Source organism: Pseudomonas sp. AC172, from assembly GCF_979258595.1.
The window spans coordinates 3,321,568-3,334,955 of record NZ_OZ409868.1; the positions used below are offsets into that span (position 1 = coordinate 3,321,568).

17 protein-coding genes are annotated in these 13,388 nt (G+C 59.3%); 10 read left to right on the forward strand and 7 right to left on the reverse strand.

The window, feature by feature from the left end; translation table 11 throughout:
* Positions 1–52: 52 nt before the first annotated feature.
* Together ACZ0A4_RS14865 and ACZ0A4_RS14870 are read left to right on the forward strand one after the other, a co-directional pair.
* Positions 53–946, forward strand: a complete 894-nt coding sequence (locus ACZ0A4_RS14865) for a sensor histidine kinase (RefSeq protein ID WP_463577557.1) — start codon at positions 53–55, stop codon at positions 944–946.
* Positions 943–1,602, forward strand: a complete 660-nt coding sequence (locus ACZ0A4_RS14870; RefSeq protein ID WP_007949957.1) for a response regulator — start codon at positions 943–945, stop codon at positions 1,600–1,602. The genes ACZ0A4_RS14865 and ACZ0A4_RS14870 overlap by 4 nt, the downstream gene beginning before the upstream one ends.
* Here the strand turns inward: ACZ0A4_RS14870 and yegS are convergent.
* Positions 1,586–2,503, reverse strand: a complete 918-nt coding sequence (gene yegS, locus ACZ0A4_RS14875; protein ID WP_463575370.1) for a lipid kinase YegS — start codon at positions 2,501–2,503, stop codon at positions 1,586–1,588. The two genes, ACZ0A4_RS14870 and yegS, sit on opposite strands and share 17 nt — an antisense overlap.
* Positions 2,504–2,815: 312 nt before the next feature.
* Between yegS and ACZ0A4_RS14880 the strand changes: the two genes are divergently transcribed.
* Complete coding sequence (locus ACZ0A4_RS14880) at positions 2,816–3,124, forward strand: hypothetical protein (protein ID WP_463575371.1); 309 nt, start codon at positions 2,816–2,818, stop codon at positions 3,122–3,124.
* A gap of 55 nt (positions 3,125–3,179) precedes the next feature.
* Here ACZ0A4_RS14880 and ACZ0A4_RS14885 read toward each other — a convergent pair whose 3' ends face one another.
* Together ACZ0A4_RS14885 and moaB are read right to left on the reverse strand one after the other, a co-directional pair.
* Complete coding sequence (locus tag ACZ0A4_RS14885; RefSeq protein WP_463575372.1) at positions 3,180–4,406, reverse strand: molybdopterin molybdotransferase MoeA; 1,227 nt, start codon at positions 4,404–4,406, stop codon at positions 3,180–3,182.
* A complete protein-coding gene (gene moaB / locus ACZ0A4_RS14890; protein WP_141127385.1) occupies positions 4,390–4,929 on the reverse strand; it encodes a molybdenum cofactor biosynthesis protein B in 540 nt (179 codons plus the stop codon). Before moaB ends, ACZ0A4_RS14885 begins: the two co-directional genes overlap by 17 nt.
* 81 nt (positions 4,930–5,010) lie before the next feature.
* On the opposite strand from moaB, the gene mobA reads away from it, so the two are divergent.
* A complete protein-coding gene (gene mobA, locus ACZ0A4_RS14895) occupies positions 5,011–5,613 on the forward strand; it encodes a molybdenum cofactor guanylyltransferase MobA (protein ID WP_463575373.1) in 603 nt (200 codons plus the stop codon).
* Between the two features lie 78 nt (positions 5,614–5,691).
* Positions 5,692–5,913 carry a YgdI/YgdR family lipoprotein gene (locus tag ACZ0A4_RS14900; protein ID WP_007908660.1) on the forward strand — a complete coding sequence of 74 codons (222 nt, stop codon included), beginning with the start codon at positions 5,692–5,694 and terminating at the stop codon, positions 5,911–5,913.
* Between the two features lie 79 nt (positions 5,914–5,992).
* Here ACZ0A4_RS14900 and ACZ0A4_RS14905 read toward each other — a convergent pair whose 3' ends face one another.
* From ACZ0A4_RS14905 to ACZ0A4_RS14915, 3 genes are all read right to left on the reverse strand, one after another.
* Positions 5,993–6,883 (reverse strand): pseudouridine synthase, encoded by an 891-nt coding sequence (locus tag ACZ0A4_RS14905; RefSeq protein WP_463575375.1) that lies wholly within the window; start codon positions 6,881–6,883, stop codon positions 5,993–5,995.
* A gap of 70 nt (positions 6,884–6,953) precedes the next feature.
* A complete protein-coding gene (locus tag ACZ0A4_RS14910) occupies positions 6,954–7,271 on the reverse strand; it encodes a transcriptional regulator (RefSeq protein WP_007908658.1) in 318 nt (105 codons plus the stop codon).
* Between the two features lie 112 nt (positions 7,272–7,383).
* Positions 7,384–7,620 carry a glutaredoxin family protein gene (locus ACZ0A4_RS14915; protein ID WP_007955734.1) on the reverse strand — a complete coding sequence of 79 codons (237 nt, stop codon included), beginning with the start codon at positions 7,618–7,620 and terminating at the stop codon, positions 7,384–7,386.
* Between the two features lie 207 nt (positions 7,621–7,827).
* Between ACZ0A4_RS14915 and ACZ0A4_RS14920 the strand changes: the two genes are divergently transcribed.
* Positions 7,828–9,540, forward strand: a complete 1,713-nt coding sequence (locus tag ACZ0A4_RS14920) for a cation:proton antiporter (protein WP_463575377.1) — start codon at positions 7,828–7,830, stop codon at positions 9,538–9,540.
* Here the strand turns inward: ACZ0A4_RS14920 and ACZ0A4_RS14925 are convergent.
* Positions 9,537–10,745 (reverse strand): ammonium transporter, encoded by a 1,209-nt coding sequence (locus tag ACZ0A4_RS14925; RefSeq protein ID WP_463575378.1) that lies wholly within the window; start codon positions 10,743–10,745, stop codon positions 9,537–9,539. The genes ACZ0A4_RS14920 and ACZ0A4_RS14925 overlap by 4 nt on opposite strands.
* Before the next feature lie 305 nt (positions 10,746–11,050).
* Between ACZ0A4_RS14925 and ACZ0A4_RS14930 the strand changes: the two genes are divergently transcribed.
* From ACZ0A4_RS14930 to ACZ0A4_RS14945, 4 genes are all read left to right on the forward strand, one after another.
* The gene (locus ACZ0A4_RS14930) at positions 11,051–11,365 is read left to right on the forward strand and encodes an ElaB/YgaM/YqjD family protein (protein ID WP_025113166.1); all 315 of its coding nucleotides are present in this window, start codon (positions 11,051–11,053) and stop codon (positions 11,363–11,365) included.
* A gap of 2 nt (positions 11,366–11,367) precedes the next feature.
* A complete protein-coding gene (locus tag ACZ0A4_RS14935) occupies positions 11,368–11,754 on the forward strand; it encodes a phage holin family protein (protein ID WP_007908652.1) in 387 nt (128 codons plus the stop codon).
* Positions 11,751–12,089, forward strand: a complete 339-nt coding sequence (locus ACZ0A4_RS14940; protein ID WP_141127379.1) for a hypothetical protein — start codon at positions 11,751–11,753, stop codon at positions 12,087–12,089. The genes ACZ0A4_RS14935 and ACZ0A4_RS14940 overlap by 4 nt, the downstream gene beginning before the upstream one ends.
* A 123-nt stretch (positions 12,090–12,212) precedes the next feature.
* On the forward strand, positions 12,213–13,376 hold the full coding sequence (locus ACZ0A4_RS14945) for an EAL domain-containing protein (protein ID WP_463575379.1): 1,164 nt from the start codon (positions 12,213–12,215) through the stop codon (positions 13,374–13,376).
* Positions 13,377–13,388 lie beyond the last annotated feature (12 nt).

Genomic DNA, 13,388 nt, shown 5'->3' on the forward strand with positions numbered 1-13,388 from the left:
GCCAGCCTCAGGCCGGTCTGCCCGCAGCGAACATCCATTGGCTCCATCCGTTATGTACGCCAGCCTCAAGTCAATCACTACATGGCCACCCTCCCGGGAAAATGCCCGCCGGTTCACACTCATACTGTGTGTCGCCGCGACGCTCGGCAGCCTGCTGACCTACGGTCTTGCGACACCACTTAGCCTCGGACTGCTAATGCTCGACATCGCCGCTACCGCGTGTGTCTGGGTGCAATATCGGCTGTCACGCAAATCGATCAAGTTTCAGCCGCAGGAACTCGCCGACCGCTTGCTGGAAGTCCAGGAAAACGAGCGTCATCGCCTCAGCCGCGAACTGCACGATGATATCGGCCAGTTATTGACGGCCGCCAAACTGCAGAGCGAGTGGCTCAAGCGACGCCTGCCGGATGACTTGCAGGAGCAATGCACGGTGCTGTGCGCCACCCTGGAAGAAACTCTCGACAAGGTGCGCGACGTTTCGGCCATTCTCAATCCACGGCAGTTGACCAGCCTGGGGCTTGAAGCCAGCCTGCGTGCACATCTACTCAAGACATTGACCAACACCAGCGTGCACTGGAGCCTCGATTGCCAGCAACGCCTTAATGGCATCCCGGAAGAAATGGCAGTCGCCGCCTTCCGTATTACCCAAGAGGCTGTTACCAATATCCTGCGTCACGCCCAGGCAAAAAATCTGGTGATACGCGTGCAACGTCTGCCCAAAGGGCTGACGCTGCTGATCAGCGATGACGGCCTGGGATTCGCCCCGGCCGCCGATCCCGGTCGTGAAGGACAACGAGGCATGGCCGGGATGGCCGAACGAATCGAGCAACTGGGTGGCACCCTGAACGTCATCAGCGAGCCGGGCAAAGGCACTCAAATCGAAGCACTCTTCCCCTGGGCGCCTCGCGCACTCGAGCGGGCCAGTACGAATAAGGTTATGCGTTGACTTGCAACTTACTTCTGGTGGATGACCACTCGCTGATCAGGGCCGGCGTGCGCGCTCTGGTGCTGGATATTCCCGGTTACGCGGTGATTGGCGAAGCCAATGACGGTTCGCAGTTGCTCGAAATGGTCGAGCAACTGAGTCCGGATATCGTGTTGCTGGATATCTCCATGAAAGAAACCGGTGGCCTGGAAGCCCTGCAACGACTCAAGCGAGTGCGTCCGCAGAGCAAGGTACTGATCCTCTCGATGCACACCGATCCGGCGCTGATCATGCAGGCGCTCGAGTCCGGCGCCCACGGCTACCTGCTCAAGGACACCACGGCCACTGAACTCGAACATGCACTGGAAGCCTTGCGCAACAACGAGCGCTACCTGAGTCCGGCCATCGCACACACCGTGATCAATCAGGCCCTGACCCGTAATCAGAAGCAGCAGCCGGAGGCCGCCGACTCGCATAATCTGACCGCCCGCCAGCTGGAAATCCTGCGTTTGATCGTGCGGGGCAAATCCACCCGGGAAATCGCCAATGGCTTGGGGCTGAGCATCAAGACGGTCGAGACCCACCGCTCACAGATCATGAAGCGCCTGCAAATCTACGACGTAGCGGGCCTGGTACTGTTCGCCGTGCGCGAACAGATCATCAGTCTGGACGATTGACCGACCGGACACCGCCCAGCAGTGGAGAATGCTCCGGCAGGTGCACACGCAACGCCGCCGGACGCGCTTCAAATCGCATGTTGTCGCCCTCCAGCGGTTCGCCATCAAGGTTGATGCAAAGCCCTTCGGCCACCTTGATTTCGACCCATGGCAAACGGGTTCGAACAAACATGTTATCGATCCCGAAACCATCACTGAGCAGTGTCTTCAACGTGCCCACCAGCTCCTGTGGCGCCGGCAGGATGCTGATATCAAGCAACCCGTCATCGGCCAGCGCCTCCGGGCACAGCACGTGTCCACCGCCGGCCTGTCGGCCATTGCCGATACCCAGTGCCAACAGCTCGCCACGCCAGTGAAAATCCGGCCCCTGAAGTTCGCCATAAGCGGCGTGCAGCTCGCTGAATCGTGACAGGCCGGTGAACAGATAGGCTGCGCCGCCGAGTACTTTTTTCAAATCCTCGGACGTATTGGCCGTGACCTGACTGCCGAAACCACCGGTGGCCATATTGAGAAAAATCTGCCCGCCCACTTCGCCCAGATCGATGTCGCGCGGGGGCACATCGAGCAGCTCAAGGGCTTCGGCAGGCTCCAGCGGCACGCCGGCGGCGCGGGAAAAATCGTTGGCAGTGCCCAAAGGCAAGAGGACGAGGCTGGCTTTGCCAGGATGCGCGGCGAGCGCTTCGGCGATATCGCGCAAGGTGCCATCGCCGCCCCCGGCAATGATTTTCGTGTAGCCGTCGACCAAGGCTTGTTCTACCCAGCGCTGCGCGTCCCCTGCCTCCCAGGTCAGACGCACGGCCAGCTCCCAGCCTTGCTTGCGCTTGTCCTCGACGGCGGTGCGTACCGCCTCGTTGAGTGCCTGCTTGCCATGCAGAATCAACAGCGCCCGGCGTTCACTCATCACATCACTCCCTAATCGAATCGGTTCGAGACATCTTGACCACTGCCGCTCGTAAAAAAGCCGTCAGACCCGTAATTAATTCGTCTTCTGGCCTCGACGTCCTACACAGCGGTATTTTTTCTTACAAAACATGCGGAATCGGCTTAATTGACCCGGCTTCGACATTGGGTCACCGTGTGCCGGCGGTAGCAATCTTCAATCCAACACACAAGGATGTGCATGTAATGAGTGGATACACCCCTAGGGCTCTTGCCAGTTCGAGAGCTGAAAAAGTTTGCAAGCGAACAGTTGAAACAACCGGTGGATGCTTCCATGCCCAGTCATGAAGCCAGAATGCCATTGAGCCCGGTTGGCCCCCTCGTCGAAAGTCGCTCGAATCAAAAGTCCGAATTCAAAAACAGCGCCAGAACCACTGGAGAAGTTGATATGGAACCTCGTGTTACCGAGCTGGAAACCCATCTCAAGTACCTTCGGCGGGACATGGACGAAGTTTGTGGTGATGTCAGAACAATCAAACACCGGCTTGCCTACTCGGCGGGTGCGACAGCGGTTGTGCTGGGCCTGCTGGGTTGGGTGGCCAATAGCCGATTCGACCAGCTTGTGACACTGATCAGCAATTAAATGAATGAGTCACTGCAGGCGCCGACAGCCGACGCCTGCATTTGCGAGACAGCGGTCAGTCCAGCAGATCACTCAGCGGAATGAAGACCACTTCGTCGCCGGCGCTCAGTGTGCTGCCCTCCAGCACTTCGACCAACCCATCCGCCCATGCGGCGCTACGCAGAACGCCTGAGCTCTGGTTGCGGTAAACAGTGGCACGCCCTTGATCCAGACGGCCTCTAAGGTATTCACGCCGATTGCCTGCCACCGGCCAGTCAAAACCCGCTGGCACGGTGAACTTCAGCGGCTCGACGTCCTGCACGCCCTGACGGCGCAACAGATATGGCCGAGTGAGTAGTGCAAAGGTCACCAGCGTCGATGCCGGATTTCCTGGCAAGCCAATGACCGGCACATTGCGGAAATGGCCAAACGTCAGCGGTTTTCCAGGTTTGATCGCCAGCTTCCAAAGGGCAAGCTCGCCCTCCTCTCGCAAGGCGACACCCAGAAAATCCGCCTCACCTACCGACACGCCACCGGTGGAAAGAATCAGATCGACGTCTTGCAACTCACCCAGACGGGCACGGGTTGTGGCCAGATTATCCGGAAGAATGCCGGCATCGATCACCTCGCAGCCCATACGTTGCAGCCAACTGCACAGCAACACGCGATTGCTGTTGTATATCTGACCAGGTTCCAATGCCTGGCCCGGCTCGACCAATTCATCGCCAGTGGAAATCACCGCAACGCGAACCTTGCGCACGACCTTCAGCCCGGCGCAACCCAACGATGCGGCCAGCCCCTGCTCTATCGGACCCAAGCGGGTTCCGACGGGCAGGATCAGTTCACCGACTGTGGTTTCCTGACCTTGCGGGCGAATGTTTTGCCCTGCCTTCATCGGTTCAAGGAAACGCACCCTTTCATCGGTTTGAACCTCAGCGTTTTCCTGCATTTCCACGCAATCAGCGCCCGCAGGCACCGGCGCCCCGGTGAAAATCCGCGCACAGGTGCCCGGCGTCAGTGGTTCGGGGGATTGCCCGGCAAACACCTTCTGACTCACCGGCATCGGCTGACCACTCCAATCCGTCAGGTTCAGCGCGTAGCCATCCATGGCACTGTTCGGCCAGGGCGGCAGATCCAGCGTCGAAATCAGATCTTCGCTCAGCACCCGCCCCTGAACCTGAGACAGCGGCAAATATTCATGCTCGACAATGGGCGAGGCTTCGGCCATGTCGAGCAGGCGCGCCAACGCCACCTCGACCGGCATCAATGCCCCGCTCTTGCCCGGCTTACCCACGGGATTCACAAGGTGCCGCCTGCTTCAAATGTGTGACGAAATTGCACGGGCGGTGACGAGCGTCCAATTGCTCGCCCAGGATGCCATCCCAACCGGTGCGCACGGCATTGGTTGAACCCGGCAAGCAGCACACCAGCGTACCGTTGGCCAGACCTGCCAGCGCACGCGACTGCACCGTCGAGGTGCCGATGTCGGCTACCGAGATCTGCCGGAACAACTCACCAAACCCGTCGACCTGCTTGTCGAGCAGGCATGCAACCGCTTCGGGCGTGCTGTCACGGCCAGTGAATCCGGTGCCGCCAGTGATCAGCACTACCTGCACGACATCGTCGGCAATCCAGTTGGCGACTTGCGCGCGTATTTTGTAGAGGTCATCTTTGAGCAAAACCCGCTGCGCCAAAAAATGGCCCGCCGCGGTCAAGCGGTCGACGAAGACCTGACCTGAGGTATCGGTTTCCAGAGTTCGGGTGTCACTGACTGTCAGCACCGCAATATTGAGCGGCACGAAAGGTACATCAGCCTTGGCTTTCATAGGCTCGTCCAGTTGTAGGAGAAACAGCCCGGTGTTATATCACAGCGCCTCATTTTTTCGCCGCCCCTCTGGAGAGCTGCCATGCCCCTGAATACGCAATTGCCACCCTGCTCCATTCTGCTCCTGGCAGGCGGACGCGGCCAACGCATGGGCGGTCAGGACAAAGGATTGGTCGAGTGGCTGGGTGAGCCGTTGATTGCACATTTGCAACGCAAGGTTCGTGCAATGACTGACGACCTGATCATTTCCTGCAACCGCAATCGCGAGCGTTACGCACCATTCGCCGATCAGTTGGTGGTCGATGACCAGGGCGATTTCCCAGGGCCATTGGCCGGCATTCGCGCCGGCCTGAAAGCGGCGCGCCACACACACCTGTTGGTCTTGCCCTGCGATGTTCCGCGAATAGACGCAGCGCTGCTCCACAGCATGCGTGAGACCGCCAATCAGAATCCTGAAAAACCTTTAATGTTGCGCCATGACGAGCATTGGGAACCGTTGCTGTGCGTGATTCCGGTAGCCCTTCGACCGGCCTTCGAAGAGGCCTGGAATGCTGGTGAACGCAGCCCCGGCCGGGTCATGCGCGAGCTCGGTGCCAGTGCCCTGCAATGCCCGGACAACGACCCGCGGCTGGCCAACCTGAACACCCCCGAACTGTTAAATTCGCACAACACTGTGTCAGACTGACACCACTCAAGGAACTCTCACGCCTTGTATACGTCTCAAGCTCAGTAACCAAAAGAATTCCCATTCGGAGACACACCCATGACTCAACGGACCCTCGCCACTTTCATGCTCGCACTGGGCCTGGCTACCCTCGCCGGTTGCTCGTCGCCTACAGTGATCACCTTGAATGACGGTCGCGAAATCCAGGCCGTCGACACCCCGAAATACGATGACGATTCGGGCTTCTACGAGTTCAAACAGCTGGACGGCAAAGAAACCCGCATCAACAAGGATCAGGTTCGTACCGTTAAAGAGCTGTAAGCTCTGGGTCGACACCGGATACAGAAAAGCCCGCAATAATTGCGGGCTTTTTCATGGGCGCTCGAAAAGTGACTTTACGTCACCATTGCAGCGAAATCCGGCTCTCGAATTCGCGCTCTTCACCGGTCACCGGGTCGATAAACCGCAGACCTTGCGCCAGCAGCTTCAGCGGATTGGCGTAGTCATCCTCGACGTCTTTCAACACATCCGGATAAAACGGATCGTTGCAGATGCTCGCCCCCAGCGCAGTCATGTGGACACGCAGCTGATGTTTCTTGCCAGTCACTGGAAACAAGCCATAACGCCACAGTTCACCATGCTTTTCCCGAACCTCCACCGCCGTTTCGGTATTGCTGGCACCGGCGCCTTCCTGCATACGGAAAAACGGTTCGCCATCCACCAGGCGGCTTTTATGCACCAGCGGAAATTTCAGATCTGGCAGCGCCGGGGCGATGGCTTCATAGCGCTTGTCGATCTGCCGGGTCGGGAACAGCGACTGATAGGCCGAACGGGTTTGCGGATTGGCCGAGAAAATCACCAGTCCCGCCGTATGCCGGTCGATGCGGTGCAAGGGCACCAGATGGGGATTGTCCAGGCGACGAATCAGCCTGCGCAACAAGGTTTGCTCAACGTATTCGCCAGCGGGCGTGACCGGAAGAAAATGCGGTTTGTCAGCCACTACCAAATGTTCGTCGGCATAGAGAATCGACTCGACCACCGGGATCGGCTTTTCGTCCGGCACCTCGCGAAAATAATGGATTCGCAAGCCTTCCTTGTAAGGCAGGTCCACCGAGATCGGCTGACCATGACCATCCAGCACTCGGCCCCGAGCGATCCGGTCCAGCCATTGCTCGCGGTCAATGGCGCGGAAATGCTCGCACAGACAATCGAGTACGGTCAGCCAGGCACCCGGAGGCAGATAAAGCGTGCTCGCCTGATTCTGCGCAGCAGAGAATGTAGATATGGACATACGGAAATCGAACCCTCAATACAGGGCGGCATTATCCAGCACTGACGGAAACGAACCTAGCGCAGAATGCTCAGGCCGGGATCGACTTGAGCGCTGCGGCGTCTGTGAACTCCTTGAGCCAGCGCAGCACATCGACGGCCTCCCAGCGGCCCGGGTCATACAAGGCGTAGAGCAATCCTTGATAACCGACCACATCCAGTTGTTTGTGGTAACCGGCACGCTGAAACAAGGCCTCGATTTCGGCAAAACAAGTGTTGAAATGCAGCTTGTTGAAGGGCGTCTTGCCTTCCGTGACCAGCCCGTCCAGGCGCAATTCGAGAACGGCCTCGCGCACCACGTCAACCGACATCCGGTTCACGCTGTTTTTCAACTGTTCGACATTGACCACGGTTCATCCCTCTGACGCATTTACTGTATGAACATACAGTAACCGAACAATCCGTAAAATGCCAAGGAATGGATGGCAGCGGCGACCGGCGGGATGAATGAGAAAATACGGATTAACGCAGAAATGCCACGACTTGATCAGCGCTGAAGGGCCAACCCAGCTCAGCCCCGGTGTCGACACGACGCAACACCGGAATCCGCAGGCTATAAGCCTCAAACCAGGATTCGTCGTCAGCGATATCGACCAGTTCAACCAGCAGGCCATGCTCGACGAAGGGCATCAGCTCGGCCTCAGCGACTTCGCATAAATGACACCCGAGGGTGCCGAACAGCTGACATTCAGGAAGCATGAGCGCTCAACCAGAAAATGAGTGGGCCTATTCTAGGCCGCACCGCAAAACCCGTCGAGCCAACGCCGCCCAAAGGCTCCAGTCCTCCGACAAAGGTTCACAGGCAAAACCCTGACGCAAATCAGTCCACAGAAAAACCATTTGCGCGATCCTCCGGTCTTTTTGCCTCTACGCTTGAAAAGCCTGAATCTGACATCGGAGTGTCCAGTGTTTGCCAATCTGTTGATCATCCTCGCCTCGTCCCTCGTGGTGATTGCCCTGTTTCGTCGGCTGCGGTTACCGCCGGTTCTGGGTTATCTGTGCGTCGGGCTGCTGGTCGGGCCGAGTGCCTTCGACTGGGTCAACGAAAGCGAACACCTGCCTGACGTAGCCGAACTGGGCGTGGTGTTTCTGTTGTTTTCACTGGGCCTGGAGTTCTCTCTGTCGAAGATGATCGCCTTGCGCCAGGTAGTGTTCCGTCTCGGTAGTCAGCAGGTGCTGATCAGTACCGCGCTGCTCGGTTTGTTGCTGATGCTGCTGGGCATGCCGATGACACCGGCGCTATTGCTCGGCGCCGGGCTTTCGCTGTCATCGACGGCAATTGTGACCAAAGAGCTGGGCAGCCTCGGCGAGGTGTTCAGCAGTCACGGGCAGAATGCCGTCGGCGTTTTGCTGTTTCAGGACGTTGTCGCTGTATTGCTACTGACGTTAGTGCCTGTGTTCGCCGGCAGCAGCGAGCAAGCCTGGTACTGGGCGCTGCCACTGACGCTGGCAAAAACCGTGGTGCTGTTTGTCGGTCTGCTGCTGGCCAGTCGCTGGTTGCTGCCGAGGCTGTTCCATGAAGTGGCCGCGTCACGCTCGGCAGAGTTGTTCGTGTTGCTGGCGCTAGTGATTGTGTTGTTGACCGCGTGGCTGACTCACCTGCTGGGCCTGTCCCCTGCCCTCGGTGCATTTCTGGCCGGCATGTTGCTCGGTGAAAGCCACTATCGGCATCAGATCGAGGCCGACATCCGACCGTTTCGCGACATCCTGCTCGGGGTGTTTTTCGTCAGCATCGGCATGCTCATCGACCTGCAACTGTTCGTCAGTCACAGCCTGCTGATCCTCGGGCTCACCGTCGGTTTGATGGTGATCAAGGGTATCGTCGTCGCCTTGCTGGTGAAGTGGCGCGGCAGCGACAGCGAAACAGCGTGGCGCAGCGGTCTGGCACTGGCTCAGGGCGGCGAGTTCTGCTTTGCACTGATGGCGCAGATGCAGCAACACAGCATGATGCCCGAAGCGTTGGGCGATCTTCTGCTCGCCGCGACGTTCTGTTCGATGCTGCTGACGCCACTGTTGCTGCGCGCGGCGCCCCGCATCGCTGCCGCCCTGCATCGCAAGCCCAACCAGGAAGCACAGATCGAGGAAATCAGCGCACTCAACGCCGACCTTAACCGGCACGTGGTGATTTGTGGCTACGGCCGTGTCGGTCAATCCATCGGGCGTTTCCTGCGCAATGCGAAACAGCCTTATATCGCCCTGGACAGTGATCCGGTTCGGGTTCAGGAGGCCGCCAGCGGAGAAAGCGACGTGCATTACGGCGACTCCTCGCGCGGCGACCTGCTGACCGCCGTGGGCCTGCTGCGCGCCAGGCTGCTGGTGGTAGCCGTGGATCAGAGCGACATTGCCCTGCGCATCCTCAAGGAAGCGCGTCGACTCAACGCCCACGTGCCAATACTGGTACGCACCCGCGACGACAGCCAATGGGCCGAATTGAAAGCCGCCGGCGCCACCGAAGTGGTGCCGGAGCTGTTGGAGTCGAGCCTGATGCTCGCCTCTCACGCCTTGATCATGCTCGGTCTGCCGGCGCATCAGGTGCAGGAGCAAGTCGATCAGGTGCGCATCGACCGCTATCGCCTGCTTCACGGTTTTTATCCCGGCAGTGATGATGCAGAAACTTAGTCCTGGCTCACCGCGCCGATCTTGTGCAACGACAGGTCGGCGCCGTAATACTCTTGTTCCTGACTCAGGCGCAGCCCGTGCAGCGCCTTGATCACGCCGTAAACAGCGAAACCACCGATCAGCGCCACCGCGACGCCCAGCGCGGTGCCGATCAACTGGCTGATCAAACTGACGCCGCCAATACCGCCGAGCGCAGTCTGGCCGAAAATCCCGCAGGCAATCCCGCCCCACACTCCGCACAAGCCGTGCAGTGGCCAAACACCCAATACGTCATCGATGCGCCATTTCACCTGCGCGGCGGTAAAGCACCAGACAAACAGCGCACCAGCAATCGCGCCAGTCACCAGTGCCCCGACCGGATGCATCAGGTCGGACCCGGCACAGATCGCCACCAGACCGGCCAATGGGCCGTTGTGCAGGAAGCCCGGGTCATTGCGCCCGACGAGCAGCGCCGCCATCGTGCCGCCGACCATCGCCATCAGCGAATTGACCGCCACCAGACCGCTGACGCCTTGCAGTGTTTGCGCACTCATCACGTTGAAGCCGAACCAGCCGACAATCAGAATCCACGAGCCCAGCGCCAGAAAGGGAATGCTCGACGGTGCGAACGCGACCAGACGACCGTCGCGATAACGACCATTGCGCGGCCCCAGCAACAGCACCGCCGCCAGCGCCAGCCAGCCGCCCATGGCATGCACCACCACGGAACCGGCGAAATCATGGAAAGCGGCACCAAACTGCGCCGTCAGCCACGCTTGCAGGCCGTAGTTGCCGTTCCAGATCATGCCTTCGAAAAACGGATAGATGAACGCGACGATCAACGCTGTCGCGCACAACTGCGGCACAAAACGCGCGCGCTCGGCGATGCCACCGGAAATGATCGCCGGGATCGCGGCAGCAAAGGTCAGCAGGAAGAAAAACTTCACCAGTCCATAACCGTGATCGGCGCTCAGCACCGCCGCCGGCTGCATGAAGGTCACGCCATAAGAGATCCAATAGCCTATAAAGAAATAGGCCAGGGTCGAGACGGCGAAATCGCTGAGAATCTTCGACAGCGCATTGACCTGGCTTTTCTGACGGACTGTGCCGACCTCCAGAAAGGCGAAACCGGCGTGCATCGCCAGCACCATCACCGCACCGATCAGAATGAACAAGGTATTGGAGCTGTGAACCAGGGTGTCCACAGCGCTTTGCAGATTTTCCATAAGCAGGCAGACCTAGAAGCGAAAAAGGCACCAAAGCGGTTCATGCGCACATTTCATGCACCAAGTTGCGACCGCGCAGTCACGATTCCGAGGGTCCGGCGAACTGCTTTGGCGCACTAGGTCGATGTCCTGACACGAACCGGGCTTGTTTGGGATAAGGTTTCTTGACGCGAGCGCCCGGCAACAGCGCACAACCGCCGGGCGACGCACCACGACACAGCAAAAGTTGTACCAGTCATTTGTACTGAACCTTCGCGCAAGGCTCATACTCGAACGCTTCAGACGTCACTTACGGAGATCCACCCATGGCCAGCATCAAGGCAAAGACTGCTCAAGAAATCCTCATGAACGACTTCCAGACTTTGGTCGCCGACACCGAACGGTTGCTCGAGCACACCGCCACCCTGGCCGGCGATCAGGCTGATGAGCTGCGCGAGCAGATCCACGACAGCCTGCTGCGCGCCCGCGAAACCCTCAAACTGACCGAAGACACCCTTCGCGATCGCGGTCAGGCGGCTGTCACCGCCACTGAAGATTATGTGTCGGCCAACCCTTGGCAGTCCGTCGGCATTGCTGCCGGTGTTGGCTTCCTGATCGGCCTGCTGGCCACTCGGCGCTGATTATGTCGATCGGTGAATCCGGCCCGACTGCGGGCACTGCCTCTTCCACGCGACGCCTGGGCGCCGCCGTTCTCGGACTGCTGCACAGCCATGTCGAATTGTTCGGCATCGAATTGCAGGAGCAGAAATCACGCACCGTCAGCCTGTTGCTGTTCGCCGGTCTGGCCTTGGTCTTTGCCCTGTTGTTGCTGGTGGGTTTATCGACCTTGGTGATGATCGTGTTCTGGGACACCTACCGTCTCGCCGCGATCATCGGCCTATGCGTCTTCTATACCTTGGCCTCGATCTTCTGCGCGCTGCGCCTCAAGGCGGCGATCTTCGATGAGTCCTCGCCTTTCCACGGCACGCTCGAAGAGCTGGCCAACGACCGGGAGCGCCTGCTGCCATGAGCCTGCCTGAACTGCCACACAACAGCTCGCGTCGGGAAATGCGCAAGGCCTTGATCCGCCTGCGCATGGAAATGCATCGCCAGGAAATTCGTCATGAAGCCGGGCAAGTGCTGCAACCGCTGCAACGCGTGCGCGGCATGACGCAAAACCTGCAAGGTGGCTTCGGCATCAAACACGCGCCATTGTGGGGCGTGGCTGCCGTTACGCTATTGGGCTTTATCACTGGCAAAGGCACGAAAAGTGGCGGCGTCGGTGGGTTAAGCCGTTTGATCCGGCTCGGCACCAGCCTCGGGCCGCTGATCAAACTGGTCATGCAGAGCTCGGCAAAACGCTAACCAGATACATCTGGCTACATTCTTGCAATACCGGCGGGATGAACCTCTTTATCCGGAGGTTCAATCCCGTGCGCCTACCCGGTAGGCGGGGTTCACCAGAACAAGAACCACTAAGGAGGCCCCGTGATCGACGGGCAACCGCTCGCCTGCTTTCAGCCTTTCATCGATACCGCCACGGGACGCATTGCCGGCGTTGAAGCGCTGGGTCGACTGCGCCAGGCTGACGGTCAATTGAATTCGGTCGGGCCATTGTTTGCCGATCCACGAACGCCCGCCATTGCCCTGCGCCGCCTCGACCGGCAAATCCGCGACAACGCCTTGAGCCGCTTGCATGAAGCGCCGGCAGACTGGTTTCTCAGCCTCAACATGTCGCCGCGGTGGATCAGTCGTCTGCGCTCCGATCAAGCCCTGCCCAGCCTCAAGCAATTGGCGCGCTACGACATCGATCCGCAACGAATCGTCTTCGAGATCACCGAACTGGGTGGCAATGGTCAACGCCTGGCCGAAGTTGTCGCGCGCTATCGCGAGGCGGGAGCGAGAATCGCCATCGACGACTTTGGCGCCGGCTACTCGCAACTGGATCGGGTGCTGGCGCTGCAACCGGACATTCTCAAACTCGATATGCGCCTGTTCCAGGCCGCAGCACTGGGCGGTCCGAGCGGCGACGTGGTCAAGGCACTCGCGCAGATGGCCGAGAAGACCGGTTGCTGGATCATTGCTGAAGGCGTCGAGACCGAAGCGCAGTTGAATTTCGCCCTGGAATGCGGATCGCGCTATGTGCAGGGTTTCCTGTTCGCGCGGGCGCAGGAGGCGTTTTTTCCCACTGACGCGTTCGTGCAACGCTTCGCCGAGCTGCGCCAGCGCTATGTCCGGCAGAAGCTCGCCGAGCGTGGGCGGCTGATGCAAATGCGCCAGCAACTCGCTGAACTGATGTCGATCCTGCAAGCCTGGGCTCAGACGCATGCGCCGTTGAGCGCATTGCCACAACTGGACGCCTTCCCCTGGCTGCTGCGGTTTTATCAATGCGATCGCCACGGCACCCAGCTGACGCCCAACCTCGAATGGCGGCAGCATGGCTGGGTCGCCGACAATCGCTATCTGGGGCACAACTGGTCGTGGCGCCCGTATTTCTATCATTTGCTCGCCGAAGGTTGGGAAGAGCGGCGTTTGACGCTCTCCAATACCTACCGCGATGCCACCAGCAATCAGTATTGCCTGACGGCCGGGCAGTTTTTTGACAACGGTGAGCGTTTGCTGTTGATCGACATCGACGCGGCAGGGTTGTAGTTACGCTTGCAG